General features: G+C 68.4%; 23 protein-coding genes and 8 pseudogenes. 16 read left to right on the forward strand and 15 right to left on the reverse strand.

Going from position 1 to position 24,489, the window contains the following annotated elements:
- The first annotated feature begins 57 nt into the window (after window positions 1-57).
- On the forward strand, window positions 58-558 hold the full coding sequence (locus OG568_RS57870; RefSeq protein ID WP_329538000.1) for a GNAT family N-acetyltransferase: 501 nt from the start codon (window positions 58-60) through the stop codon (window positions 556-558).
- Between the two features lie 35 nt (window positions 559-593).
- Window positions 594-728, forward strand: a pseudogene (locus tag OG568_RS57875) (IS701 family transposase); the annotation flags it as partial.
- Window positions 729-768: 40 nt separating this feature from the next.
- Here OG568_RS57875 and OG568_RS57880 read toward each other — a convergent pair.
- Window positions 769-1,062: a hypothetical protein gene (locus OG568_RS57880; protein WP_329538001.1), complete on the reverse strand. Its 294-nt coding sequence runs from the start codon at window positions 1,060-1,062 to the stop codon at window positions 769-771.
- 138 nt (window positions 1,063-1,200) lie between these two features.
- Between OG568_RS57880 and OG568_RS57885 the strand changes: the two are divergent.
- A pseudogene (locus OG568_RS57885) lies at window positions 1,201-1,544 on the forward strand (transposase); the annotation flags it as partial.
- A gap of 24 nt (window positions 1,545-1,568) precedes the next feature.
- Entirely contained in the window at window positions 1,569-1,757 is a 189-nt protein-coding gene (locus OG568_RS57890; protein ID WP_329538002.1) for a hypothetical protein, read from the forward strand.
- A 110-nt stretch (window positions 1,758-1,867) separates the two neighbouring features.
- On the opposite strand, the gene OG568_RS57895 is transcribed toward OG568_RS57890, so the two are convergent.
- The 4 genes and pseudogenes from OG568_RS57895 to OG568_RS57910 all read right to left on the reverse strand — a co-directional run.
- Complete coding sequence (locus tag OG568_RS57895) at window positions 1,868-3,388, reverse strand: hypothetical protein (RefSeq protein WP_329538003.1); 1,521 nt, start codon at window positions 3,386-3,388, stop codon at window positions 1,868-1,870.
- Between the two features lie 122 nt (window positions 3,389-3,510).
- The gene (locus OG568_RS57900; protein WP_329538004.1) at window positions 3,511-4,857 is read right to left on the reverse strand and encodes a HEAT repeat domain-containing protein; all 1,347 of its coding nucleotides are present in this window, start codon (window positions 4,855-4,857) and stop codon (window positions 3,511-3,513) included.
- 431 nt (window positions 4,858-5,288) lie between these two features.
- A pseudogene (locus OG568_RS57905) lies at window positions 5,289-5,435 on the reverse strand (GNAT family N-acetyltransferase); the annotation flags it as partial.
- 1 nt (window position 5,436) lies between these two features.
- Window positions 5,437-5,841 (reverse strand): annotated as a pseudogene (locus OG568_RS57910) (transposase); the annotation flags it as partial.
- On the opposite strand from OG568_RS57910, the pseudogene OG568_RS57915 reads away from it, so the two are divergent.
- Window positions 5,832-6,277, forward strand: a pseudogene (locus OG568_RS57915) (IS5 family transposase); the annotation flags it as partial. The pseudogenes OG568_RS57910 and OG568_RS57915 sit on opposite strands and share 10 nt — an antisense overlap.
- A 70-nt stretch (window positions 6,278-6,347) precedes the next feature.
- A protein-coding gene (locus OG568_RS57920; RefSeq protein ID WP_329536675.1) for an IS3 family transposase occupies window positions 6,348-7,564 on the forward strand; the annotation gives its coding sequence in 2 pieces (ribosomal slippage) (window positions 6,348-6,663 and window positions 6,663-7,564; 1,218 coding nt in all).
- 60 nt (window positions 7,565-7,624) lie between these two features.
- On the opposite strand, the gene OG568_RS57925 is transcribed toward OG568_RS57920, so the two are convergent.
- A complete protein-coding gene (locus tag OG568_RS57925; RefSeq protein WP_329529911.1) occupies window positions 7,625-9,262 on the reverse strand; it encodes a transposase domain-containing protein in 1,638 nt (545 codons plus the stop codon).
- A gap of 122 nt (window positions 9,263-9,384) precedes the next feature.
- On the opposite strand from OG568_RS57925, the pseudogene OG568_RS57930 reads away from it, so the two are divergent.
- A pseudogene (locus tag OG568_RS57930) lies at window positions 9,385-9,765 on the forward strand (transposase); the annotation flags it as partial.
- Here the strand turns inward: OG568_RS57930 and OG568_RS57935 are convergent.
- Together OG568_RS57935 and OG568_RS57940 are read right to left on the reverse strand one after the other, a co-directional pair.
- Window positions 9,766-10,332: a hypothetical protein gene (locus tag OG568_RS57935; RefSeq protein ID WP_329538005.1), complete on the reverse strand. Its 567-nt coding sequence runs from the start codon at window positions 10,330-10,332 to the stop codon at window positions 9,766-9,768.
- 81 nt (window positions 10,333-10,413) lie between these two features.
- Entirely contained in the window at window positions 10,414-11,394 is a 981-nt protein-coding gene (locus tag OG568_RS57940) for a threonine ammonia-lyase (protein ID WP_329538006.1), read from the reverse strand.
- Window positions 11,395-11,462: 68 nt separating this feature from the next.
- Between OG568_RS57940 and OG568_RS57945 the strand changes: the two genes are divergently transcribed.
- On the forward strand, window positions 11,463-12,290 hold the full coding sequence (locus OG568_RS57945) for a flavin monoamine oxidase family protein (RefSeq protein WP_329538007.1): 828 nt from the start codon (window positions 11,463-11,465) through the stop codon (window positions 12,288-12,290).
- Between the two features lie 29 nt (window positions 12,291-12,319).
- Window positions 12,320-13,207, forward strand: coding sequence for a TetR/AcrR family transcriptional regulator (locus tag OG568_RS57950; RefSeq protein WP_329538008.1), 888 nt, complete (start codon window positions 12,320-12,322; stop codon window positions 13,205-13,207).
- A gap of 678 nt (window positions 13,208-13,885) precedes the next feature.
- On the opposite strand, the gene OG568_RS57955 is transcribed toward OG568_RS57950, so the two are convergent.
- Window positions 13,886-14,335: a MarR family winged helix-turn-helix transcriptional regulator gene (locus tag OG568_RS57955; RefSeq protein ID WP_329538009.1), complete on the reverse strand. Its 450-nt coding sequence runs from the start codon at window positions 14,333-14,335 to the stop codon at window positions 13,886-13,888.
- 55 nt (window positions 14,336-14,390) lie between these two features.
- Between OG568_RS57955 and OG568_RS57960 the strand changes: the two genes are divergently transcribed.
- The gene (locus OG568_RS57960) at window positions 14,391-15,260 is read left to right on the forward strand and encodes an NmrA/HSCARG family protein (protein ID WP_329538010.1); all 870 of its coding nucleotides are present in this window, start codon (window positions 14,391-14,393) and stop codon (window positions 15,258-15,260) included.
- 27 nt (window positions 15,261-15,287) lie between these two features.
- Here the strand turns inward: OG568_RS57960 and OG568_RS57965 are convergent.
- A pseudogene (locus tag OG568_RS57965) lies at window positions 15,288-15,573 on the reverse strand (transposase); the annotation flags it as partial.
- 1,294 nt (window positions 15,574-16,867) lie between these two features.
- On the opposite strand from OG568_RS57965, the gene OG568_RS57970 reads away from it, so the two are divergent.
- The 3 genes from OG568_RS57970 to OG568_RS57980 all read left to right on the forward strand — a co-directional run bounded on the left by OG568_RS57970 (window position 16,868) and on the right by OG568_RS57980 (window position 18,707).
- Window positions 16,868-17,059, forward strand: a complete 192-nt coding sequence (locus OG568_RS57970; RefSeq protein ID WP_329538011.1) for a hypothetical protein — start codon at window positions 16,868-16,870, stop codon at window positions 17,057-17,059.
- Window positions 17,060-17,278: 219 nt separating this feature from the next.
- Window positions 17,279-18,157 (forward strand): carotenoid biosynthesis protein, encoded by an 879-nt coding sequence (locus OG568_RS57975; protein ID WP_329538013.1) that lies wholly within the window; start codon window positions 17,279-17,281, stop codon window positions 18,155-18,157.
- Between the two features lie 301 nt (window positions 18,158-18,458).
- Window positions 18,459-18,707: a DUF6461 domain-containing protein gene (locus tag OG568_RS57980; protein WP_329538014.1), complete on the forward strand. Its 249-nt coding sequence runs from the start codon at window positions 18,459-18,461 to the stop codon at window positions 18,705-18,707.
- 84 nt (window positions 18,708-18,791) lie between these two features.
- Here OG568_RS57980 and OG568_RS57985 read toward each other — a convergent pair whose 3' ends face one another.
- Together OG568_RS57985 and OG568_RS57990 are read right to left on the reverse strand one after the other, a co-directional pair.
- Window positions 18,792-19,256 (reverse strand): hypothetical protein, encoded by a 465-nt coding sequence (locus OG568_RS57985; protein ID WP_329538015.1) that lies wholly within the window; start codon window positions 19,254-19,256, stop codon window positions 18,792-18,794.
- Between the two features lie 137 nt (window positions 19,257-19,393).
- Window positions 19,394-20,881: an oxidoreductase gene (locus OG568_RS57990; protein ID WP_329538016.1), complete on the reverse strand. Its 1,488-nt coding sequence runs from the start codon at window positions 20,879-20,881 to the stop codon at window positions 19,394-19,396.
- A 347-nt stretch (window positions 20,882-21,228) separates the two neighbouring features.
- Between OG568_RS57990 and OG568_RS57995 the strand changes: the two are divergent.
- Window positions 21,229-21,484 (forward strand): annotated as a pseudogene (locus tag OG568_RS57995) (transposase); the annotation flags it as partial.
- Window positions 21,485-21,545: 61 nt separating this feature from the next.
- Here the strand turns inward: OG568_RS57995 and OG568_RS58000 are convergent.
- Window positions 21,546-22,424 (reverse strand): sigma-70 family RNA polymerase sigma factor, encoded by an 879-nt coding sequence (locus OG568_RS58000; protein WP_329538017.1) that lies wholly within the window; start codon window positions 22,422-22,424, stop codon window positions 21,546-21,548.
- Between the two features lie 94 nt (window positions 22,425-22,518).
- Here OG568_RS58000 and OG568_RS58005 point away from each other — a divergent pair, with 94 nt between their 5' ends.
- Entirely contained in the window at window positions 22,519-22,968 is a 450-nt protein-coding gene (locus OG568_RS58005) for a carboxymuconolactone decarboxylase family protein (protein ID WP_329538018.1), read from the forward strand.
- A gap of 153 nt (window positions 22,969-23,121) precedes the next feature.
- Here the strand turns inward: OG568_RS58005 and OG568_RS58010 are convergent, their stop codons facing one another.
- Together OG568_RS58010 and OG568_RS58015 are read right to left on the reverse strand one after the other, a co-directional pair.
- Complete coding sequence (locus OG568_RS58010) at window positions 23,122-23,535, reverse strand: VOC family protein (protein ID WP_329538019.1); 414 nt, start codon at window positions 23,533-23,535, stop codon at window positions 23,122-23,124.
- 105 nt (window positions 23,536-23,640) lie between these two features.
- Window positions 23,641-24,195 carry a hypothetical protein gene (locus OG568_RS58015; protein WP_329538020.1) on the reverse strand — a complete coding sequence of 185 codons (555 nt, stop codon included), beginning with the start codon at window positions 24,193-24,195 and terminating at the stop codon, window positions 23,641-23,643.
- A 58-nt stretch (window positions 24,196-24,253) separates the two neighbouring features.
- Here OG568_RS58015 and OG568_RS58020 point away from each other — a divergent pair, with 58 nt between their 5' ends.
- Window positions 24,254-24,463: a hypothetical protein gene (locus OG568_RS58020; protein ID WP_329538021.1), complete on the forward strand. Its 210-nt coding sequence runs from the start codon at window positions 24,254-24,256 to the stop codon at window positions 24,461-24,463.
- Window positions 24,464-24,489 lie beyond the last annotated feature (26 nt).

Here is a 24,489-nt window from a genome sequence, read left to right on the forward strand (position 1 = left end):
TCTGCCGCTGGCGGAAACTCAGGTGGCCTCAACGCATCATCCGGGTAGAGTCGGGCGGTGCCCGAGCTGAAGCGGCTGCATGCCGGCCATGCCCCGGCGGTCCTGGCCTTCGAGCTGGCGAACCGCGCCTACTTCGCTGCCTCGGTCTCCGACCGCGGTGACGAGTTCTTCGACCAGTTCGCCGACCGGTACAACGCCTCGCTGGCCGAGCAGGAGGCCGGCATCTGCGCCTTCTACGTGCTCGTCGCCGAGGACGGCTCGGTACTCGGCAGGTTCAACCTGTACGACTTGGAGGACGGCATTGCCAGACTCGGCTACCGGGTCGCACAGCACGTCGCCGGCCGCGGCGTGGCGACCGCTGCCGTCCGGGAGCTGTGCCGGCTGGCGGTGGTGCGGCACGGGCTGGGCACACTGCGGGCGGCCACCTCCCGTAACAATGCCGCGTCCCAGAGGGTGCTGACCAAGGCCGGGTTCGTCCCGGTTGGCCCGGCAGACCCCACCGACCTCGGCGGTAAGCCGGGCACCTGGTATCAGCACGATCTGGTGCTCCAGCCGTAGACCCTGCCTGCTGGCAGGAGGCGTTCGAGGTTCTCATGGGCCGGATAGCGGTCCGGTTCGCACGGGTCGAACCTCGGCGTCGGGTGAGGGACTTGGTGCTGGGGATGCTGTCGGACCTGCCGTGCAAGAACTGCTGGAGCATCGCCGAGTGGGCCGGGGAAGCCACTCCGGGGCTCGCGCCCCTTTGCGCTGGGGCCTACAGGAAGGCGCTCAGTCCAGAGCAGCGGTCACCGCCTCAGACACCATCGCTCCCGCCTCCTGGATCCGCTGGCGCATGTTCCCTTCGTACAGCCAGGCGCAAGCCTCGATCGCTGGAAAGAGTTCGGCGAGAATCAACGCCGCACGCTTCGGTACGTGGGTTCCTTCCCTCCACGCCGTCCCGCAGCGATCGATCTCCTCCTGTAGCTGAAGGAGCGCCTGCTCATCGAACCCCTCGTTCATGCGCAGGGGGATCACGAAACGATTCGCCGCCTCTTCCAGACGACCGACCAAGCCTGTCTCCATGTGTGCCTCCCTCTCGGGCAGTTCGTAGCGCGGTGAGACGATCTTCTCGTGGCTGGTGTGATCACGGCGTCACAGCCGCCCTGGATAGGCCCGTTCACCGGGCTGAGCCCGCGCTGCTTCGGCAAGCTGGTGACCGCCGTCGCACTTGGCCGGCCTCTACCTGGCAACCGCAACGACTGCAAGGCATGGGAGTTGTCCGGAGCCAAGGTCGTCGTCGGCGACACCACGGTGATCGCTGACGGCGGCTACCGGGGCACTGGCCTGGTGTGATCCCGCGCCGCCGTGAACCAGGCCAGGCCGAACTCCCGGCCTGGAAAGAGGAGCACAACCGCTCACACCGCAAGGTCCGCTTCCGCGTCGAGCACACCTTCGCCCGCATGAAGAGCTGGAAGATCCTCCGCGACTGCCGATTGAAGGGCGACGGCGTTCATCACGCCATGCTCGGCATGGCCCGACCGCACAATCTCGCGCTCGCCGGATAGACCGACCCAAGGTGGGCATCCTCGATGCTGACCATGTCGAGTCAGTTGATCATTGCGGGACAGCCTTTACAGGAGGCCGGCACGATGGACGAAGACCTGCGTCCGATCGTCGCGGAGGCCATCGCAGAGTCGTATTTCATGGATTGGGGCAGTCGCTGCCCGAGCCTGGTCGCAGATTTCACGCACGTCCAGTCGATAGATTTCGAGTTCTGACACGGTCGAATTCAGGGCCTGCTATGAACCGTATTGTGGCTGAGTGCTTCAGTTGGCGGGTGAGCAGTTGAACTGGCGGGGCTGTGCGTTTCATCTGGCGAGCAGAGCGATTACAGCTGCTGGGGCACCAGATCCGACATCACGGCGAGCGGCAGCGACGGGTTGGCGGCTGCGGCTTCCACCACCCGCCAGTCGGGGTCGGTGAGCAGCTCCGCGATGACTTGCGGGGGAAGGGCCGGATGGCCGGCGGCCAGGGGCCGCGCCTGCTTGTCTGCCAAGCAGTTGTGCAGCGCCGGGCCCGTCGCGTTGCGGTGCCGGGCGACCTCGCGGAACGCCTTCCGTACCGGGGGTTCGTGCCGGGTCAGGTCCTCCAGCAGTGCCGGAGTCGCGTCCGGGTTGGCCGCCACCTTGGCGATGACACGGACTCCGTGCCGGTCGACCATGGCACGCAACTGCGCTTCGGAAAGGCCTGGATGCGAAGCGATGGACTTGACCACTTTCGCGTCGGGGTCGGTGGCCAGCGCATCGCGGATTCCGGTCGGCAGATCGCGTCGTTGAGCCACGAGCATCCGCGCGGCCGACTCCGGCGACTGGGCCAGCTCCGCAACCTCGGCGGGAGAAGCGGCGGCAATCCGCGGCAGCAGGGTTGCGCCGATCTTGGTGGTGCCGGCCAGGCGGATCAGCACGTCGAGCGGCACGCGCGGATTGTGGGCGAGGCTGCGCTGCACATCGTGGCCACGGTCGCCGGCCAGCGCTCGGATCAGAGCGTCCCCGATCGCGGGATTCCCGGCGAGGTCGGCTCGGACACCAGCGTGGGGGTCCATGGCGAGCTGTCCGTATACCTCCGACGGCAGATCGGAGCGAGCGGCGAGTGCCCAGCGAAGCAGCGGCGAAGGGTGATTGACGAAGCGGACGACGGCGTCGGTGGGTGTGGCCGGGTTCTGCAGTGCCCTGTGCTGTGTGTCGTGCACGGTGGACTCGTGGGTGCCGTCGCAGGAGTCACCCGGCAGCAGATCGCATTCGTTTCGCGGGCATTGCGGGTCGTGTACGAACGGCGTCTCTTCGCGGTCGCAGACCAGGCATCGTAGCGCCGGGGGCAGGCCCTCGCTGGTGAGCAGTGCCGCCAGCAGGGGTGGGGGCGTCGCCTGGTTGGCCGCTGCCGCGCAGCGGACCTCGGCATGCGGATGCCCCGCGAGCCTGGCGGCGACTCCAGGCGTAGTCCACAACGCGAGCTCCGCGACGACCCGTACGTCCGCGTCCGCGGCGAGCGTCTCCACCACATCGGACGGGAGACCGGAACAGGCAGCCAGCTTCTCCCGGCGCTCGAAGACTGGATCTGTCGCGAAGAGGCGCGCCCATTGCGGGCTGTCAACACGCTCGCAGAGCAAGGCGAGGGCGGCGTGCGGCTGTGCCGCGGGATCGATGTCGGCGGTGGTGAGCCGACCCTCGTACGCAAGCCATGCAGCGCTCTCCTCGACGCGCGATGCCAGGGCAACGGCCTGCGCATGGCTGAGGTCCGCGCGACGAGCGAGGTCCGCGGCGATGTCAGCGTCCGCGACCTCGATCAGCCGGTCGACCAGCTCGGACGGCAGGGCGGCATTGGCAGCCAGCCCGCACAGGACATGGTTCACAGAGGGCATCCTGCCTGGGCTGTGACCGAATGGCTCGCGATTTTCGGCCTCACCGGGTTGTTGGCGACACCCGGGCACGTCCCGAGCGCCGTACTTGGCGGGTGAAGGACTTGAGTTGGCGGCTATGGGGGAGACGGCGGGGCAGGAGGCGGCGCAACGGCGTCCGCGAGGATCGCGCGGCGGGTGCTGAGAGCGGCGGCCAGAAGGCTTTCGTCCAGTCTCATCTCGGCGTCGCGGGTGGAGTCGTTGACGGGGATGCGGGTACGCCTGTCGATCAGCGCCGTCACGGCCGGCAGCGCGGGGCGCGCGTGGCCGCCCATCCGGGCGAGACCTGTCAGGTAGTACTCGCCGACCGCGTAGTCGGCCAGGTGCGGTGTCATGAGGGCGAGCAGCCGGGACAGTGCGGAAGGACCGGCGTGCCGCAGCCACAGCGGGGCGCACTCCGCCTGCGAGCGGCCGGTGCGAAGGAAGGTCAGGTTGTACATCTGGGCCGCCTGTCGGAAGGTCAGCGGGCCGGCGTCCAGCAGGGCCTCGAAGATCTCGGAGGCGTGAGCGAGGCGGGCGATGCCCACAGGCTTGGCGGCGAGGAGCGCGGCGGCGGATGCGCTGTCGTACGCCGTCGTGGTGGACGGGATCCGGCGGGCCCTCGGGGACGGCGTGAAGGGGACTTCGGCGAGGAGAACTCCGTGCGTCCGCATCGCCGCCTCGGAGATCGAGGCTGTCGTGAGGGCCGTACCAAGAGCCGGGGTGACCCTCTGGCCGCGGTGCTGGACGAGCAGGGGCAGCAGCCTGACCGGGGCCATCCGCCAGTCGTGGCACGCCTCGCGGGCCAGGTCGGCGCCGATGTCCCGGGTGGCGGGGTCGGCGAGGAGGCGGGCCACGAGGGCGTACGTGTCGTGCTCGCGCCTCAGTCCGTACAGGGCTTGGCCCCAGATGTGCCCGATGTCCTCCAGGTGGTGAGCGGCCTCCCGGACGTCGTCGAGGAGTGCGGTGTCCAGGGAGCGCCATCGCGTGGGTGGCGCTGCCCGCAGCGTCTCCAGGTGGGCGAGGAAGCGGACCGACGCGAGGTCAGCATCCGTCAGGTGGGCGGCGGTCGGGCCGAGCGCCCTGGCGAGGATGGTGCGCACGACAGGATCGGCGAGTTCGCCGAGGGCCGCGAGAACCAGGCCGGGCTGCCCGAGGTAGCCGAAGAGGCACGCGGCCCGGCGCCGTACCTCCTCGTCGGGGTCACTGAGCCGGGCCACTGCGGCGTTGATGGCCTCGGGCCAGGGCCGTTCGCGGGCCAGGCCATGGAGGAGGTCCAAGGCCTCTCGGCGCACGAAGGGGGTGTCGGCGTGGGCGAGCCGGAGCAGCCGGGTGGCGACGGGGCCGGTGCGGTCGGCGCGTATCGTCTCGAAGAGCGCGATACGGGAAGGGTGGGCGGGTGTCGTGGTGGTGCCGTCGGCCACGGCCTCGTCCGGCCACGTCATCGGGCGGGGCGGAGGCCGCCCTTCCGTGCTGGAGCTTCGATCATGCGGCCGATCATCCCACACGACACAACGGCTCGGGCAGGGCGTTGCGGCCTGAGCACGCCGGTCGATCCCGTCCGCGTCGGCCGACGCGTGGTGCGCCGCCGGGCGAGGGGGATGACCGCGGCCGCCGTCGCCCGAGAAGCCGAGCTGCGCGTAGCCGCCCGGATCGCCGCCCGCGCCGGTGAGCTCCAGGCACTGCGCGAGCTCGGCGCACTGGAGCAGACCGAACCCCGCGAGGGCGACGAAGCCGTACGGAACGAACTCACGCGGCGGGCCGGCTCGTACGTGCCAAGGACGTCGACGCCTGGCGCGCCCACGTCCGCAGCGAGAAGGACATCCGCTGGGGCGGACGGCCGCTCCCGACGGTGGTCTGATCGACCGTCGCAGGATCAGATGTCGCCCTGGACCAGGGCGTGCAGATGCTGGTCGTGCCATCCGTCGGCGTGCAGCAGCGCGCTGCGCATGGTGCCTTCGAGGCGGTGGCCGGCCTTGTCTGCCACTCGGCAGGATGCAGGGTTGGCCACCGAGTGGCACAACCAGGGCCAACTGCCACTTCTCCACATGCCCCGCCTGCGCCGGGATGCCGCAGCGGCCGCGGCGGGCGACCTTGACCGCATCAGCCTGGGCAGAGGCGGGATCCCACGAAGCGGGCACGAGCAGCCGCCGGCTCACCGCCGTCGAGGCCCACTCGCGCGTCAGGTGCAGCGACACTCCCACCTGACAGTTGGTGACCTTGCCTGCGGTGCCGGTGCACTGCCTGGACACACAGGCCGATGCGTCCCCGTCCTTGAGGAAGCCGGTGTCATCGATGATCAACGCTTCTGGACCGATCGCCTTGTGCATCGTCCAGGTCAGCCGGGCCCGCACATGCGCTGGATCCCACGGGCCGGAGGTGATGAAGTGCGCCAGCGCCTGACGGTTACCGTCCCCGCCGAGGCGGGCGTTGGGGCGACCACCGCATGGTGATCAACGGGATCCGGTTCCGGGTCCGCACCGGCGTCCCGTGGCAGGACCTAGCGGAGCGGTTCGACAGCTGGAAGACGGTCTATGAGCGCCATCGCCGCTGGTCAGCGGACGGCACCTGGGACCGGACCTCCGGACGGTTCTGACCGAGGCCGACGGGCAGGGGCGGACCGACTGAAGCATGGTGAGTGTGGACTCCGCCTCATGCCGGGCTCACCAGTACGCGGCCGGAGCACCACGCAAGGCACCACGGATCCCGAAGCGGCGATCGAACCCGCGGTAGCGTCGCGCCGACGAGGGACTCGGACGCTCCCGCGGCGGCCTGACCTCCAAGATCCACCTCGCCGGAGAGGGCGGCCTTCGCCCGCTGGCCCTGCTGATCACTCCCGGCCAGTGGGGCGACAGCCCGCAGCTCGGGCCTTTCCCCCTGAGCGTGGACACCTTGGACACTGGACCTTGAGGGTCCAGAGGAAGAGATGTCACGCATGGTGATGAAGGTGTATTCGGCGGAGTTCAAGGCGGACGCTGTCGCGCTGTACCTGTCGGACCCGAAGAACACGTTCGAGGGCGTCGGCAAGGACCTGGGGATCAGCCGGGAGACGCTGCGGAACTGGGTGCGGGCCGAGCGGGCCCGCAAGGGCCACGCGGCGGGCACCAGCGGCTCGCCACGGGCGGCACAGACTGCCGAGGTAGCCTCCGACGATGTGCTGAAAGAAGAGAACAAGCAGCTCAGGGCCCGGATCAGGGAGCTGGAAACCGAACGGGAGATCCTGCGGAGGGCCGCGAAGTATTTCGCCGGCGAGACCAACTGGTGAGCCGTTTCCAGTTCGTTGATGATCATCGCGGCGCGTTCGGCGTCAAGCGGCTGTGCCGGGTCCTGGAGGTCTCCCGGTCCGGGTTCTACCGGTGGCTGAAGGCCGCCCCGGCCCGCCTGGCGCGAGCTCGGGAGGACGCCCGCCTCGCGAGGCGGATCCGGGAGATCCACAAGGAGTCCGACGGCACCTACGGCATCCCGCGCATCACGGCCGAACTGAAGGCCGCCGGGATCGAGGTCAACCACAAGCGCGTCGAGCGGGTGATGCGCCGCATCGGCGTCCAGGGCGTGCACCTGCGCAAGAAGGTCCGCACCACGATCCCCGAGCCGGAAGCGGCCCCGGTGCCGGACCTGCTGCGGCGGGACTTCACCGCAAGCGAGCCGAACGCCAAATACGTCGGCGACATCACGTATCTGCCCGTCGGAGATGGCCAGTTCCTCTATCTGGCAACGGTGTTGGACCTGCATTCCAGGCGGCTCGCGGGCTGGTCGATCGCCGACCACATGCGCACCGGGCTGGTCACCGACGCGCTCGAAGCCGCCGCCCGCACCCGGGGCGGCAGCCTCGGCGGGGCGATTTTCCACAGTGACAACGGGGCGCAGTACGCGTCGAAGGAGTTCGCGAAGGTGTGCAGCCGGCTCGGCGTGATCCGCTCGCGCGGAGCGGTCGGCACCAGCGCGGACAACGCCGCCGCGGAGAGCTTCAACGCAACCCTGAAAAGAGAGACCCTCCAAGGAAAGAAACGCTGGTCAGGGGCGCGTGAGGCCCGCCTCGCGGTGTTCCGGTGGGTCACCCGCTACAACACCAGACGCAGGCACTCGGGGCTTGGCTACATCAGCCCGATCGCCTTCGAACAGCGATCAGTTACGCTGACCGCTGCCGCATAGCAAATGGTGTCCACGCTTCGGGGGAAGGCCCCAAGGCCGGGTAGTTAGGGTTTTCGCAGGTCACGCAAGGGGAGTTGGTGACCATGCTGTGGCGGCGTAGAGGCCGGGGCCGAGCTTGTGGATGAGTCCGCTGGTGGCCCAGCGGTTCAGTTGTCTGTACATGGTTTCCAGGGTGACGTCGCCGAAGTGAGCCGCGATGTCGCGGGGTTGCCAGAGGCGGGTGGGGTCTTCCTCAAGCAGGGTCAGGATTCGGTGTCGGCGTCGCTTGCCGGGGGCGGTGTGCCGATCATCCCGGGAGGCGGTCGGCAGTGCGGGCAGCGGATCGGAGGGTTCGAGGATGGTGACGTCGAGGTCGGTGACGGTGCGGCTGGCATCGGGCCGGCCGTCGTTGTCGCATCGCCCGTTGTAGCGGGAGGTCGGTGCTTTGACCTTGCGGGTACTCACCCGCTGCCGCCGGGGTGGGAGCAGGCCTGACAGGATCCGGCGTCCGATGAGACCGACCGGTTCGACGGTCGTGGTGACGACGTCGGCGGCCTGGATGACCTGATCACGGGCGGCTTGGAGGGCGATAGTGAAGCCGCAGCGGTCGGGGTCTGTGCCGGGGACGGACTCGGCGGCGTCGACCATAACGGTCCGCAGTGCCTGGTAGAGCGTGAGGAGCGACCACATCTCCTGCTCGATGCCGATGGGGTCACCCGAGCGCAAAAGGCGGCCGTTCATGATCGTGTGGCGGAGCGCGTAATACGCCGATTCGTGCTCCCACCGCTGATGGTAGAGATCCACCAACACGGCCGCCGGGAAGCGGCGGGCGTCCGTCAGGGTGGTGGCCAACCGGTAGGAGCCGGTGAAGACAGTGCCGTCGGTGCAGGTCACGGTGATCTGCGCATCGATGACCCGCACCCGCACGGTGCCGATGACTGACAGATAGGAGCCGTCGACGAGACGGGTGAGAGCCGGTGTGCGCCGGTTGCTGCGGAGCCGTCCGAGGAACTGGGCGCCGGTGGTGGTGACGGCGGAGAGGAAGGCGTTGCCGTCGAACCCCTTGTCCCAGAGCACCAGCATGTCCGGCCTCAGAAGGTGCAGCAGGCGGCCGGCGTAGCTCGTCTCGCCCTCGGCCGTCGGGCCGAACACCGCACCGATCAGGGCCCGGGTGCCGGTCTCGACCAGCGTCATCAACTCCAGCGTCGGATAGCCGTGATGAGACGTTCTCCCCAGCCAGGCCCGGTTCCGATCGGAGTCGAAGACCCTCTGCGAACTGCAGCCGTCGAATGACACCGTCCGGTAGGGCCCGAACCGCACTCCCGGCGTCGTCGGCCTTGCCAACGGCCCGGCCAGTACGTCGAACAACGCCCGAACCGGCGCGCTGCCGAGTCGCCGGCGCAGGTCACGTAACGCCTTCGCGGTCGGGCAGACCACAGGAATCCCGGACAGGCCGGCCGTCAGCTTGTCCCAGACGAGCCGGTAGCCGACCTCGGGGAACAAGCACATCACGAGCAGAAAGTAGACCCCCACCCGCGAGGGCAGATCACGCAGCCGCCGCTGCACCGTCCTCGTCTCCGACAGGACCGCGTCGACGAGCTCGAACGGCACGATCGCCGTCAGTTCCCCCAGATGACCGGGCGCGAACCGGCCCGCAGCCACCGTGACCGTTCGGGTGATAGTCGCCAACGGCGGCGGCAGGACACAATGATCGAGCAACGGAGCTCCTTCGGGACAAGCTGTCTTGGACGACTGCCTGTACCAACGAGCCCCGTTGCTCTACGTCGGAAACTCGCCAACTCCCCTTGCGTGACCTGCGAAAACCCTAACTACCCGGCCTTGGGGAAGGCCCCCTCATCCCAGTCCTGGAGCGCATCCGGGCCAAGCGTTCCGGGGGCGGCCATCCGCGCACGCGCCCCGATCACCTCGGCGGCGATAAGGCGTACAGCTCCCGCCGCAATCGCCGCTACCTGCGCCGACGGCAAATCAAGCACACCATCCCCGAGCCCAAGGACCAGCGGGCCAACCACCACCGTCGGGGAAGCCGAGGAGGCCGGCCGGCAGGCTTCGACAAGGACATGTACAAGCGACGCAACGAGGTCGAGCTGACCATCAACAAGCTCAAGTACGCACGAGCGGTGGCCACTCGCCACGACAAGCGCGCCTACGTCTTTCACGGCATCGTCACTGTGGCCTCGATCCGCCTCTGGCTCAAGTCGTGATCATTCGCGACCAGAGGCGATGGCCGCTTCCATCGAGGCCGGGTGTTCAGCAACGCGACCATGCGCTCGCGGGGAGGAAGTGGGGAAGGTCGTCCATCGCTTCGGGGGTATGAACACCGGCCGCGCGAGCAGGTGGTCACCCGCTCGCTGAACATCGATCACGACGCCCAGAGTGTCAGAGCCGGGTACACCTGCGTCCAGGTAGCTGAGCTCCGTACAGGGCTCGCGGGTCTCGGCTCGCTCGATCATCCACTGCTCCAACACCGAAGGTACGCGCCCTACCGGAGCCATGCCCTCAGCGAAGACTTGAGGCCCGCGTAGTGCATCGACCACAACGCCGGCCAGCCGTTCCTGCCGGTCGTAGAGCTTCAGACCGAACTTCTGATAGACGCCATCCCTGACTCTGGAGACAGTCTCGGCCGCGGACCAACCACGCGTGTGCCTCTGGGGTTCCGCCGTGACGTCACTCAGAGCCTGCGATACCTCGTCGGGGCACATGCCGAAACTCAGCGGGCCCACGCTCACGAACGGATCCAGCGTCCACCGCTGCCGCTCGTTGTCCGGCAACACGTCACCACTTGAACATGGCCACGAAGACTACGGCAGCCTGATCGAACTCCTCTGCCCGCGGGCTGCAGAGAGCGATTGTCAAGACCCGTGGATGGGGACCGCACCGACCCAGCGGTGGTAGGCGTCTAAGTCGACGTTGTTGCCGCACACGATGGTGACGACGTGTCGGCCGGCGAAGCGGTCACGGTCTTCGAGGATCGCCGCGATGCCGAGCGCGGCCGACGGTTCGACGACGAGGCCGGCGTGGTCGAGGAGCATCCGCATACCGGCGATGATCGACGCCTCCTGGACCAGGATGGCGTCGTCAACGACCAGGAGGAGGTCCTCTAGGACGGTCGGGATGGGACGCCGGCCGGCGACGCCGTCAGCGATGGTGTCGGTCGAGTCGGTGGTGACGACACGTCGCCTGTGCCACGAGTGTGTCATCGCCGGCGCGCCCAGCGGCTGGACGCAGATCACCTCGACTTCGGGTGCCAATGCCTTCACGACATGACCCACGCCGGTGGCCAGCGCCCCGCCGCCGAGAGCAATCAGGATGGTGTCGAACGACGACGCGTTGTCCACCAGTTCCAGGCCGATGGTCGCGGCGCCCTCGCAGGTCTCGATGTCCAGGCTGTCTTCGACCAGCCGGATGCCGTCGTACCGCGCGATGGCCGCCGCCCGCTCGCGAGCCATCTCGTGGTCGCCGTCCACCAGCTCCAACCCGGCGTCCAACGCGCGGATGCGATCAAGCTTGGCCCGAGTCGCGAAGCGGGATGCCACGACTGTGACGTCGAGCCCCCGGCCGCGACCGGACCACGCGAGGGCTTGGCCAAGGTTGCCCGCGCTCGCGCACACCACGGCTCGCGAGGCATTGTCGGCGAGCAGGCTCGCGACTACCTCGGTGCCGCGAGCCTTGAAGCTGCGGACCGGGTTCGCCGTTTCAAGCTTGATGCTCACCGTGCACCCGAGGTCGGGCTCCAGCGCCTCGCAGCGGTACAGCGGAGTGTCGAGAAAGACCGGGTCGATTACCCGGCGAGCCGCCCGGATCCGAGCAGTGTCGAGACGCGTCTGCTGCACGACACAGCAGCGTAGCGCCACCGGCGCTGGTTCCATGAGCAACTGTCAGGAGTTGTAGGTCGGTCCACGTGCTGTTCTACCTGGCTTCGGGCGGCGGGTACGAACAGCTGATGGAAACCCGCGGGTGCGCACAGGACGCCCGGTTCTCCGACGGGGCGGACGCAGTGGCCCGAGCGCTCGCGAAGTCGCTGGACGGAAGGATCCGGCTGGGGGACCCGGTGCTGTCGATCCGGCAGACCGCGCACGGGGTCGAGGCGGCCACCGGCCACACCGTCGTCCGCGCGAGGCGAGCCGTGGTCACCGTGCCCCCGGCAGCGGTCGAGCGGATCGCGTTCGACCCGGTTCTGCCCCCCGGGCGGCGTGGCTGGGTGCGCCACTCGCCGATGGGGCGGGTCGCGAAGGTGCACGCCGTCTACGAGGAACCCTTCTGGCGCTCGGAGGGACGCTCCGGGATCGCGACGCTGTACGGCGAGAGCCCGGTCGGCGTGGTCTTCGACAACTCCCCCGAGGACGCCTCGCGCGGAGTGCTCGTCGCGTTCGTCTACGGCGACCGGCTCGACCGCTGGGCCGCCGCGACCGACACCGGGCGTCGCCGCGAGGTGCTGGCCGCACTGACCGCGGTGGCCGGAATCCGAGCGGGGCAGCCGATCGATTATGCCGAGAAGATCTGGCCGCGGGCGAGCTGGACCATCGGGGGCTACGAGTGTTTCGTGACCCCGGGCGGCTGGACCCGCTACGGGAGGGACGGGTGGCGGGAACCGTCCGGACTCGTCCACTGGGCAGGGTCCGAGACCGCCTCGGTGTGGAACGGCTACATCGACGGGGCGATCTCGTCGGGCGAGCGGGTCGCGGCCGAGGTGATCAGCGCGCTGGCGGCCGATCGGCAACAGGGGTGAACCGCCTTGCCTGACATACTGGCCGGGTTATGACCAGCATCGAAGAGCGGCCGGTCGCAGCGGCCGCCGATCTGCCGGGACGCGTACGGACGGCGATCCGGGCGGCCGCCCTGTCCCAGCGGGAACTCGCCCACCGGATCGGAATGGACCCGACCGCCCTGTCCAAGGCGTTGCGCGGGACACGGCGGCTGCGCGACGAGGAAGTCGCCGCCATCGCGAAGGCCTGTGGGGTGTCCACGGCCTATCTGGTCGAGGGCACCGGCCCGGAGCCCGTTCTCCCGCCCGAGAACGGGCGGGACCGGGCGCAGCCGGTGACGGCGCAGGAGCGGCGGGACCAGATCCTCGAGGCCGCGACCGTACTCATCGCTCGCCGCGGCTATCACAACGTGCGCGTCTCGGACATCGCCCGCTACTGCGGGACCAGTACGGCGACGGTGCACTACCACTTCCCCAGCAAGGAAGCCGCGCTGCACGCCGCGCTCGAGTACTACGCCCAGCGGTTCCGCACCCGGCTCGACGAGGAGTTCGGCCGGGCGAGTTCCGCGCGTGGCAAGCTGCGCCGCCTGATCGAGGTGCAACTGCCGCTCGCCGACGACGACATCGACGAATGGTCGGTGTGGATCCAGTTCTGGAACCAGGCGATGCTCGAACCCCGGTTGCGGCCCGCGCAGCGGCGGATCTACTCGGGCTGGTACCGGGTCGTGGTGGACCTGCTGCACGAGTGCCGGTCCGAGGGCCTGGCACCGGAGGCGGACATCGAAGCACTCGCCGACCGGTTCACGGCGATGGTCGACGGCCTGGCGATCCAGATCCTCGCCAACTCGACCGAGATGCATCCGGACCGCATGCGCTCGCTCTTGCTGCGGGCCTTCGAACCGCACCTCGACCTGGCTGATCGACCTTCGCCGCCCCCTTGAGACACCTGCTGCCCGAGCCTCCGAAGTGCCGCCTGTCTCCCCGATGCCGGCCTCAGCGGTTGGCGGGCACCCTGCGTATGCCGTCGGGCACGGCGGCCGTCGTGGCCTTGGGAACCGGTTCACACCGGACGTGGCACCGAGCCCGGGATGCTGCCGCCGGCCAGATGCGAGGGCGCCTTCGCGGGAGACTTCGAACCGGACGACGGCGAAGTGCTGCCGGCCTCGCGACCCGCTGCGAACGCTGCCGGTCTCGTCCGTCACCGGCGCGGATAGCTGCTGCTGGAGTGGATCCGGCAGGCCGAGCAGGAGGCACCGAAGCCCGTGAAGGGCTTCGCAGGCTTCCTCCGTCAGGACCTCGACGCGGTGACCGCCGGCCTGACCCGGCCCTGGAGCTCCGGGGTCGTCGAAGGACACGTAAACCGGATACGACGTCGCGCTCAACTCTTACGTCCTTCAGACGAATCTGACGGCACCGTGGAACAGAAACGCCTCTAGTCGATCAGTTCTATGGGTGGGCTGTCCGGCAGAGGTACGTCGCGGCGGTCCCGATCCCGCCCCGTGTCCGCCGTCTTGCGGCGATGGAGTCGGTCGTCCGGGTCTTCGACTCGTCAGGCCGCGAGCAGTTCATGCAGGCGCTCGGCCGGGGTTCGTCGGCCGAGCGTTGTGCGTGGGCGGCCGTCATTCCTCGCCGCGCAGGCGGGCGATCTGTCGCCGGGAGAGTTCAACCGTGCGCCGCATGTGCCGGTACAGCAGGGCGCGCTCGTCCTCGGTGTAGTCGGCGAACATCGCCCGCCATCCCTCGCCCAACTCGGACCACAGTTCCATGAGATCCCGCATCGCCTCCGGGACAGGCTCCACCCGGACCCGGCGGCGGTCGGTCTTGTCGCGGTGCCGGACCACGTAGCCGGCCTTCTCGAGACGGTCGACCAGCCGGGTCGCCGATCCGCTGGTCAGGCCGGTGAGTTCGGCGATCCGGCCGGTGGTGAACGGGCCGGGCTCGACGGTCAGCAGGTTGAGGCACTGGACGTCGGTGGGGTGCAGCTTGAGATGGTCCGCGACCGCCTGGTTGAACATGACGTAGGAGGCCAGGTAGCGGCGGGACTCCAGCTGGAGATCGTCCATCAGCATGCACACCCTCGCTAAATATCTGCGTAACGCAGTAACTGTGCCGTACGGTAACCGCATGACGCAGGAATCATACCGGCCCGTGGTGGCCGTCGCCGGAGCGACCGGCGCCCAAGGCGGCGCGGCCGTCCGCTCGCTGCTCGATCAGGGCTTCCAGGTCCGGGCCCTGACCCGCACTCCCCACTCGGCCGCCGCACACGCGCTGAAGATCCTCGGCGCCGAGGTGCACGCGGCCGACTTCGACGACAGCAAGTCGCTGGAGGCCGCCCTGAAGGGCGCCGACGGATTGTTCGCGATGTCCACGCCATTCGGCTCCGACCCGGAGAGCGAAGTCCGGCAGGGCATCGACCTGCTGGAGGCCGCCCGCGGGGTCGGGCACATCGTGTTCACCTCGGCCGCGCACGCCGACCGCGGCACGGGCATCCCGCACTTCGACAGCAAGTACCGCATCGAGCGGCACCTACGCGGGCTGGGCGTGCCGTGGACGATCCTCGGCCCGGCCGCGTTCATGGACAACTACACGGTCGAGTGGTCGCTCGAGGGCCTGCGCGAAGGCCGGTTCGTGCTGCCGATGCCGGCCGACCGGCCGCTGACGCTGATTCCCGCGCGGGACATCGGCGCCTTCGCGGCCCATGTTCTTGCGCGGCCGGAGGAATTCGCGGGCCGGCGCATCGACATCGCCTCCGACGAGCTGACCTGCCTGGAGATCGCGGAAGCCCTGACCGGCGTGTGCGGCCGGCCGATCGTCTTCGAGCGGCTGCCGATCGCCCACGTCGAGGCGTTCTCGGCCGATCTCGCCGCGATGTTCCGCTACTTCACCGAGGTCGGCCTCGATGTGGACGTGGACGCGCTGCGGCGTGACTTCCCGGAGATCGGCTGGCAGCGCTTCGGCACCTGGGCGGCCAAGCGGGCATGGCCGGTCAGTTGAGTCCACGCGGTCGGCACATAGCCGGACTCAGGCCGTGAGCAGTCTGTGCAGGCGCTCGGCCGGGGTTTCCCAGCCGAGCGCTTCGCGTGCGGCCGTTGAGTTCGGCGGCGACGGCGGCCAGGTGCTCAGGGGTGCGGACGGACAGGTCGGTGCTCTTGAGAAAGTACTGCCGCAGCAGGCCATTCGTGTTCTCGTTCGAGCCGCGCTGCCAGGGGCTGGCCGGATCACAGAAGGAGACGGGGACGGCAGTGGCAATCGTGAACTGACGTGAACGCTCCATCTCGCCGCGGTGGTCCCGGGTGAGCGAGCGTTTCTCCGCCAGCTCCTTGTGTCGACGACGGCCAGGACGCGCGGTTCCGGCAGACCGGCCCACGGCAGACGATCACTTGCTGGCGAACACACCACCGACCAGCACCAGCAGCCCATACCCAACCCGTACCAGCCTCGTGACCAGCAACTTCAAGAGGAATCAGCTCCATACTCGTCAGCCGCCCACCTGTCGTCCGGAGATGCTCTGCCACCTGGCGAATGTCCAGTTGTTCCAGTGTCCGGGCGCACACCATCAACGCCCGGCTGGTCTTCGCTTCCGTGTCCGGCCGACATTTCGGCACGGTCACTGCCCGGCCGGCTTCGGCCAAGGTCCCCGGCGAGCAGTAGGCCGACCGGGCCCGCGCCCACCACGATTGTGGGCTGCCTCGTGGTCTTCGAGGTGTGGTCGCGGATGTACTCGCGTTCCATGCCGGAGTGGACGTCCGGCACGGTGACCGAGATGCCCTGCCTCTCTGCACGAGACCCTCAGCGACACCCGATCGAGACATCTGTTCGATCAGCAAGTCCCTTGATCGGTACGACAACGGCTTCTCACACTGACGCGACGTCGGCGAACCTTTCCGATTGACATGAGACCGGGCGCAGGCCGACAGCCATAGACGGAAGGCGAGTTGAGCTGCGGTGTCGTGAGCGGGCTCGCGTGCCGGGCGAGCCGTCGGCCTTCATCCAGCTCGTTCAGCTCCGCCCGCGACGGCGGTGGCCTCAAGCAGGCCGCCCTGTGGCCTGTCGGCGGTGGCTTCTGATGACCGTCTGAGCACTCATGCCCAACTGCCGTCCGAGGAAAGGGACGGCGTTCCGTTGCGTCCGGTGTGTGCTGCGTCTCATCTGCGGGCTGTTACGGCAGAGGGGTGGCTGGTGTCTTGATACCGAGTCCACGACATGGGGAGAGATGATGAGCGGGAACGCTGAGCGCGGTGGTTGCTGGCGGCGGGTACGGGGGCGTGACGGTGGACCGGCAGTCTGGCTCGGCGCGATGGTGTGCCGGTGACCGTGGTCGATCCGCGTCCCGAGTTCGTCGAGCGGATCCGTCTGCACCAGCTTCTGACCGGTTCCGATGACACGGTCGAGGGCTTCGGGGGCCGCTGGCAAACGTCGGGGCGACGGCTCCGGGGAGGATGAATTGGCTGAGATGACGGCGTCTGAGAACCAGACCGATTCTCGGCAGGCTCTGGTGAAGCGCATCGAGAGCCGGGAGGCTGATGTCGGTACGTACCTTCAACGCGCCCGGCGCCGGCGCGACCGGTTTTCACTGGTGAGCGTAGTTGCCGGTGCTGTGGATGACCTGGCTGGGCGTCAGGTACCGCGACTCGGCGGCTGCCCGGCCGATGGACGCGGCTGAGGAGGAGCTGCTGGTGCTCTACGGCCGCCATTCCACCAGTGCCTGGGCGTCCCGAGTGTTCACCGGGTACCGCCGTGCCGTCCCCGACGCACCCGAACCCGCGGACCCCGCCGACTGGCCGCACTCCTAGGCGGGGCGCTTCCACCACACCCTGGCACTGTGCGCGGCGGCGGTTGGAGTGGTCCTGGCCGCCGCCACCACCGTCCGCCACCACCGTCCGCCACCACCGTCCGGCCGAGGTCGCCGTACTGCTCGGCGCCATGCTTCCGCACGTCCTGCTCGGCACTTGGCTGCTTCGGCGGCTGCGGGGGGCAGCGGAAGCTGAACTCACCATCACAGGAGAATCAAAATGAACGCATGGAACCGCGTCCTCTGGCTGCTGGCAGCCGCCGCCGCTCTCGTCGGCGTCACCATTCCGCTGGCCGGGACAGCGGTCACACTGCCGATTCTGCTGCTGTCGGTCCCGTTCGCGCTGATCCACGGGGTGCGGAGGTACGGGTGGCGGACGCTGCTGTTCTTTCTGATCGAGACCCTGGTGGTGAGCAACTTCTTCGAGAACCTCAGCATTTCCACCGGGTTCCCGTTCGGCCACTACCACTACACGGGCCATCCGCAGCTGATTCATGTGCCCATCTATATCGGACCGATCTACTTCGGTCTGGGCTACATCTGCTGGCAGGTGGCCAACACCTTGCTCGACGAGGCGGACAGCCGTCTGGGCGGCTCGTCCGGGTCGGTCGCCGGCCGGGTCGAGGTGGTGGCGCTGCCGATGCTGGCCGCGGCACTGATGACCATGTTCGACCTCGGCAATGACTCGATCGCCTCCACAGTGAAGCGGATCTGGGTCTGGGAACGTGGGGGCGGGGTGTTCGGGGTGCCGTACACCAACTACTTGGGCTGGTGGTTTGTCACCTATGTCTTCTTCCAGATCTTCGCGCTGTATTTGGTGAAGCGTCAGCCGGCGTCGACCTCGGTGTCGGCGTCGGTGCGGACCGAGGGGCGGGGGGTGTTGGCGCAGAACGTGCTCTTCTACGGGGCGCTGGGGCTGAGCTCGGTTCCCTACTTCATCGGCGCCTCCGGTGACATGGTCAAGGATGGGGCCTCGGTCAGCTGGAGCGGGCATGCGATCAACGAGACGATGATGACGATCAACCTGTTCGGCACGGTGTTCGCTGCGTTTCTTGCCGCGGTCAAGCTGGCTCGCAACGACCTGGCCCTGCGGCGCTGATTCCGACTGACGCAGAACAGCCGCCGGTCGGCTTTCCGGCGGCCGTGCACGGTGTTTTCCGGCGAATGCGGTGAGTCCCCTTTCCGCCGCGACGGTGCTCGGTCGTGGCAGAGCCGGTCGGCGACTGCGGCTTGTATCAACCATGTGCCGGTGAACGGCCCGTGGCCCCCGGGCAGGTGGTGTCCTGCTCCGGGGACCACGGCTTTCCGTCGCATTGGGCCACGACGCCCCACTGCTGGGGCGTCACCGACGCAAGCAGGGAGGAGGGGGAACGACGACCACAGCAGTCACACAGCGCTACATGTCCGTTCGCCGTAGCTATACGAGGACAACCCCTGACGAACTCCTGGACGCCATGCACCACAGCGGCTTCCAGTTCTGGGACGAGACCTCCGGTACCGCGGAACCCTTGGCCACGGGAGCGGCATTCGCCCTCGCCGAGCACCTGACGGGCGTGCGCATCACGCCGGAACTCCTACGGGACACCACCTTCGTCTGCGGCAGCGCGACCCCGTTCCACCGGGGATCGATCGACCTCGCCGAACTTTGACCGGGGCGTCTGTGGCGTGAACGTCGACAGTTGCCGGTGAATCGCGGTGGGGCCACCAAGAGGGAGACGGGCTTCCGACAGCCGTCAAGGGCTGTCGTTCACACCCAAGTCGGCCCTCATCGCAGCGCGTACGAGCCTCATGGAGTCCAAGTACTCGTTCATGGCTTCGGTGCCCTGGGCCTGGATGTTCGTACCCTCGATGAGGACGTCTCGCAAAATTCGCGCGTGCCCGTCCAACTCCTGCGCTGGGGACAGCACCGACTGAGGGGCCAACACCTCAAGCTCGTAACGCGGGGCAAAGCAGCTGGTGTAGGCCGTGCGGGCCCGATTCGCGCGCTCTTCGTCCGACAGGCCGGAGGTAGCAGCGAGGATGCGCAACTGCGCGCGCATATGGGCATGAGCCGCGAGGTAGCGCGCGTACAGGTCCTGCTTGGTCACGCGGCGATCGAGATGGTCCTGCCTGCGCTCGCGGCGGCGCTCAACCAGGAGGGCGGAGCTGAGCGCGATGGCTGCTCCGACAACGGTCCCGAAGAGGGGGAGCCATGACATGTCGTGACGATAGGGCAGATAGCGGGAGCAAGGAATGGCTACCACGGCAGCCTCTGTCATGACGCTTCTGTGAAGGCGCCGCCGCGGGAGGCCGGGAAGTCGTCCGGCGGACCTGTTGAGGGTGTCGGTGGAGGTTGTCAGCTCTTGTTCAGTGACCGGGTCACGCCCGCGACGACTGCCGTCGTCAGCAGCCAACCCGCCGCGATCAGAGCGTAGGACAGCCATTGCGCGATGCTGCCTCCCGGCCAGTACCAGGCGGTGCGCTGGCCGAGGCCGCCGATGGGGATCAGCAGGTCGAGGGTATAGACGAGGGCGCTGAACGGTGGGCCTTGGCCGGGCTGGGACTGTTTCGGCGAGTGCGCGCCGAAGACAACGGTGCCGAGGATGGTCAGAGCCATGATCCACACTCCGGCCAGCCAGGGGCGGTAGCCGTACCCGACCAGGGCATCGAGCAGGTGCCCCCACACCCGCCCGGCCGGATGCAGGGTGCTGCGGCGGTGACGCTGCTTGGCCAGAAGCACTCTGCGGGCGTCGTCCTCATGGCCGACCTGCCGGTACCAGCTCGCCAGCTGCTCGTACGGCTGTGGGGCGTAGCCGGGCTCGCGCCGGATCCACTCCACGCGGCGTGTTGCGTCGTACCCTCGTAGACCGTCCCTGGACTGGATGGAGGCGTAGCTGAATCCTTGTAGCCGTACGATGCGCGGCCAGACACCCTCGCCGTCGTGAAGGGCTGTGACCTGGGCTCCCCGGAGGTCCACAGCGCCGGAGGGTGGTGCGGCGGGTGTGAAGTGGACATCGCCTGCCTGCATCCGCGAGCAGTCCAGGGCCACGTCCTCGCCGTTCAGGATGGCGCCGTCAAAGGTGAGCTGATCCGATATCTGCGCGCCCCGCAGGCATACGGCTCCCTGTGCGGTGAACCCCTCGGAGAAGACCAGCGTAGAGGCCACGGCGTTGTCCGCGAGGAGCGCCGGACCATCGGGGTTGTCCAGTCGGGCTCCCTCCATGAACAGGCCGCCCGGCAGGTGTGCTCCCAGCAGCCGTATCCCGCCGTGTGCGGTGAATCCTCTGCGGCAGAACACGCCGCCTTCCATGACAAGGCCGCCGGCGAACAACGCCCAACCGTCCGAGGCCGACAACGTCGCCTTGCTCAGTTTCAACTCGCCTGCGATCCGAGCTCTCATGAGTGAAACCGTGCCGTGGAGAACCGATCGCTGCAGATTGAGGGTGCCCTCTATCCGGGCCAACGTGGCGTCCATGCCGGGCGCCCGGCTGCCGATGATCCCGATCGTCCGGGTGGCCGCTCCATAGAGGCTCGGCCCCTCCTCGAACCAGCAGTCCTCAAACCACAACACGTGGCCGATCTCCGCTCCAGCGAGATCGAGATGACCGGTGATCCGCGCGCCGGCCACCCGCAAGGCGGTGACCGCCCCCGGTGGCGCTGCGTTTCCTCCCCGCGCCAAAGCCGTCACGACGGCCGCCCGAAGCGTGCGTTCGGGCCCCCAGTCCGCCCCTCCGGCCGGATCGTCTTCGCTCGGCGTGCCCGCGCGCAGGTCCACCTGGCGGCCTTGGGGGAAGGCGTCCCACAACTCTCGCTCGGGCGGGGTCAGTTCTTCGTACGGCAGCATCGATACAGCGTAGACAGCACAGTCCCGGATGGCGGCGCCGTGACCACATCGGCTGAGACCGCGAGCGCATCCGTATCTGTCGGGCCACACCAGCTGAGACACTCCCCGACCCAGCATCTCAACTCATCTGGTCGCCGCACGTCGCCGACACAGCCGCGAACCAGATCCTTCGAGACAGGACAGCAAGGGCCCCTGTTTCCTCATGAGAAGGACCAGTTCGAGGAGGGCCCAGCAAGTGGGCAAGGCGTCCACGGCGAAGAGCGCTGTCAGACCAGCGAGACGTACCTCCACGGCCTGTCGTCCGGCGACTTCATGCCCACGCTCGAGCAGTTCCTCGGCGTTCGCCGTTCGCCAAGCAGTACGGCGCGAAGTTCCCCAAGGCCGTCAAGAAGATCGTTGATGACGAGGTCGAGCTGCTGGCGTTCTACGACTTCCCGCCGAGCACTGGATCCACCCGCGGACCACGAACCCCATCGAGTCGACCTTCGCGACGGTCAGGCTATGAACGAAGGTCACCAAGGGGCCGGCTCCCGAGCCGCCGCCCTGGCGATGGTGTTCAAGCTCGTCGAGTCCGCCCAGGCCCGCTGGCGAGCCGTGAACGCAGCCTGAAAGGTCAGTGATCCACAGACCTTGGCAGCTTGGCGGCGACTGCCTCGGCAGGGACTCACGCCGGATCCGGCAGGTCCATCAGCGCGAGCTTGGCCGGGTCGATCACGATCGTGATGTCGGTGATCCGGCCGTCGACGACGGTGAACGCGAGGACCGAGAGCGGGGTGCCGTCCTCGCGCCAGGAAATGAGCCCTGGGAGGCCGTTGACGAGCACCGTCCGCCCCTGTGTGGCTGCGCCGGCGGACAGTTGCGCGCCGGCTGCGACCTGGGTGGCGCCGAGGGTGACGACCATGCCGGACGGGGTGTCGACGGCCAGTCTCACCTCGGGGTCGAGTACCCGCAGCAACTCCTCGAAGTCGCCGCGGCGAGCCGCTGCCAGGAAGGCCTGGACCACCTCTCGCTGCTCCCGTCCGACGCCGGTCGGTCGCTCAATCGTCCGCAGCTTCCTGCGGGCGCGGCTGGCGAGCATCTTGGTGGCGGCGGTGGACTTGCCGAGGATCTGGCCGATCTCGTCGAACGGGACCGCGAACAGGTCGTGCAGTACGAACGCCAGCCGCTCGCTCGGCCCGAGTGACTCCAGAACGACGAGGAGCGCGAGCCCGACCGAGTCGGCGAGCACCGCGTCGTCCTCGGGAGCAGGACTGTCGTCGAGCGTCACCACGAGCCCGTAGAGACCGTCGTCGTAGGGCGCCTCCGGGCGGGCCTGGCGCGATCGCAGGACATCGAGGCTGATCCGGCCGACCACCGTGGTCAGCCAGCCGGCGAGGTTGTGGATGGTCGCCGTGTCCTGGCGGGAGAGCCGCAGCCAGGCCTCCTGGACCACGTCCTCGGCGTCGGCGTGCGACCCGAGCATGCGGTGGGCGACCGCGTGCAGCCGGTCGCGCTGGGCCTCGAACGTCTCGGCCATCAGGTCCGTCGGGCTGGTGTCGGACATGTTGTTACCTTCCTCGGCTCTGCTCCGTCACGGGTGATGACGGGCCCGGAGGGGCGCAGGTAACCGACGAACCACCGATGAAGGAGCAAGACCGATGGAAGCACGTGTGAAGAGCCCGGCCAGTCTCGACGTGATCACAGCAATCCAGCACCTCTACAAGGCGATTCACGCCGGGGGCGTAGACAAGCACCTACTGTCGCTGGTCCATCTGCGTGTCAGCCAGATCAACGGCTGCAGCCCGTGCGTCTTCGCCACGATCCAGTCGGCGAAGCAGGCCGGTGAGACAGACGAGCGGCTGCACAACGTGGTCGCGTGGCGCGAGACGCCCTTCTACACCGAGGAGGAGCGGGCTGCCCTCGCCCTGACCGAGGCCGCCACCCGGCTCCAGGACGGCGCACCGGGCGTCACCGACGAGATCTGGGACGCCGCCGCCGACCACTTCAGCGAGGAGCAACTGGGCGCGATCACCCTGGAGATCGCGATGACCAACTTCTTCAACCGGATCAACCGGACGGTCCGGGAGCAGGCCGGCAAGACCTGGTGAGCCGGGCGGGGCGTCATCCCCCGGAGGCCGGGCCTTCCGAACGTCAAGGGATGACGCCCCCACAGACCGAAACTCCGGGGTCTGTGGCATTCATGACAGGCACCCCGATCCACAGGTCTTGACTATTCGTCACGGACACCGCCGCTGCACCTATTACGCCGGTGCGCTACCAGCCTGCTCGCGCGGCGCCAGCCATTCCTGAAGCTCGATCAGATTCCCTTCCGGGTCCTCCAGATACGCGACCCGTATCCGCTCGTTCATCGGGCCCGGGTCCCTGGTGAACTTCGCCCCCCGCGAGGTGAGCTCGGCGTGGGCGGCGTCCAGGTCGTCCACCCGCAGCACCACCAGCGCGCGATATCCCTCCGGCCCCGTCCCCAACCGCCCCAGCACGCCGGCCATCTGCGCCCGGTCCTGCAGCGCGATCGCGGCGTGTCCGGTGTCGGGGCTGAGCTTGGCGTACGGGCCGCTCTCGGCCTCGAACTGCGGCTTGAGCCCGAGCACGTCCCGGTAGAAGCGGTAGACGGCCGGGAAGTCGGACACCATCAGGCGTATCTGGGTGAGTTCCATACCGACCTTTCTAGCCCAGTTCTGACGCCGATTCCGGGTCGATCGCGATCTTTGAGAGAGCCTCGCCGGAGTTCAGCGACGCACTCTGAAGCACTGGTGACGTGCTCAGCTGGCGGCTGGTGGAGTGTCCAGGGATCGGGCGAAGTCGGCGAGCGCGCGGAAGTCGTCCTCGCGCAGACCGATTCGCGGGTTGACGTGGTGCAGAAGCCCAGGCCCGCGGTGGTGGGCGGTCACGTATGCCTGGTCCAGATCGCTCTGTTCGTCGTCCACCCAGGCGAAGGGACGGCCGTTGGCGTAGTCCACCAGGGGACCGGTCTTCCAGTGGACCCCGTCGGGCCGGTACTGGAGCAGTGCGTCGCCGAAGTCCACGAAGGGGAGTTCGGGAAGGCCGAGCACCGGGGCGATCCACCGGTTGGCGTCGTCCATCCATGTGGTGGCCCAGCACAGCTCGTAGCCGAGCTGGAGCAGGGATCGTCCGTGCTCCGGGTTGAGCCAGACCCGCAGGGGGCGCCGCCGGGCCGAGAGTCCTCTGTGTTCGTCTGAAGTTCCGCTGTCCTGGGGCACTCTGAGTGTGATGTAGCCATCAGGGCGCTTTTCCGGCTTGGCCGCATAGGGGTTGAGTGGGCCGTCCACGTCGAGGAACAGCACTGGTCGGTTCACGATCTCCCCCGGTCTCGCTGAACATCGGCTGCGCCGTGGAAGCGTAGCTGCAGCGATCGTGCGGGCGAAGGCGTGCTCGACGCGGGCGCCGATCCCCGGCGTGCACGCCTACTTCGTCGCTGAGCAGGGCACCTGGTTCCGCCGCCTGGGCTCCTACGCGATTCAGATCATCAAGCGCGGCGCTACTGTTCCGGTGGGCACCCCGGCCGACATCACCGTCACCGGGCACGTCCCGCGCGTCATCTACGGCACCCGCCGTGCCCGCTGAGCCGGAGGCCGCACCGAGACCGGCGG

Origin of the sequence: Streptomyces sp. NBC_01450 (genome assembly GCF_036227505.1) — a bacterium.
Taxonomy (GTDB): domain Bacteria; phylum Actinomycetota; class Actinomycetes; order Streptomycetales; family Streptomycetaceae; genus Streptomyces.

Coding starts and splice junctions, on each gene's coding strand:
- OG568_RS57880 (WP_329538001.1), bottom strand. CDS start 1,062: ATGGAGACAGGCTTGGTCGGTCGTCTGGAAGAGGCGGCGAATCGTTTC.
- OG568_RS57890 (WP_329538002.1), top strand. CDS start 1,569: ATGCTGACCATGTCGAGTCAGTTGATCATTGCGGGACAGCCTTTACAG.
- OG568_RS57900 (WP_329538004.1), bottom strand. CDS start 4,857: ATGACGTGGCCGGACGAGGCCGTGGCCGACGGCACCACCACGACACCC.
- OG568_RS57950 (WP_329538008.1), top strand. CDS start 12,320: ATGACCAGCATCGAAGAGCGGCCGGTCGCAGCGGCCGCCGATCTGCCG.
- OG568_RS57955 (WP_329538009.1), bottom strand. CDS start 14,335: ATGCTGATGGACGATCTCCAGCTGGAGTCCCGCCGCTACCTGGCCTCC.
- OG568_RS57960 (WP_329538010.1), top strand. CDS start 14,391: ATGACGCAGGAATCATACCGGCCCGTGGTGGCCGTCGCCGGAGCGACC.
- OG568_RS57970 (WP_329538011.1), top strand. CDS start 16,868: ATGACCTGGCTGGGCGTCAGGTACCGCGACTCGGCGGCTGCCCGGCCG.
- OG568_RS57975 (WP_329538013.1), top strand. CDS start 17,279: ATGAACGCATGGAACCGCGTCCTCTGGCTGCTGGCAGCCGCCGCCGCT.
- OG568_RS57980 (WP_329538014.1), top strand. CDS start 18,459: ATGTCCGTTCGCCGTAGCTATACGAGGACAACCCCTGACGAACTCCTG.
- OG568_RS57985 (WP_329538015.1), bottom strand. CDS start 19,256: ATGTCATGGCTCCCCCTCTTCGGGACCGTTGTCGGAGCAGCCATCGCG.
- OG568_RS57990 (WP_329538016.1), bottom strand. CDS start 20,881: ATGCTGCCGTACGAAGAACTGACCCCGCCCGAGCGAGAGTTGTGGGAC.
- OG568_RS58000 (WP_329538017.1), bottom strand. CDS start 22,424: ATGTCCGACACCAGCCCGACGGACCTGATGGCCGAGACGTTCGAGGCC.
- OG568_RS58005 (WP_329538018.1), top strand. CDS start 22,519: ATGGAAGCACGTGTGAAGAGCCCGGCCAGTCTCGACGTGATCACAGCA.
- OG568_RS58010 (WP_329538019.1), bottom strand. CDS start 23,535: ATGGAACTCACCCAGATACGCCTGATGGTGTCCGACTTCCCGGCCGTC.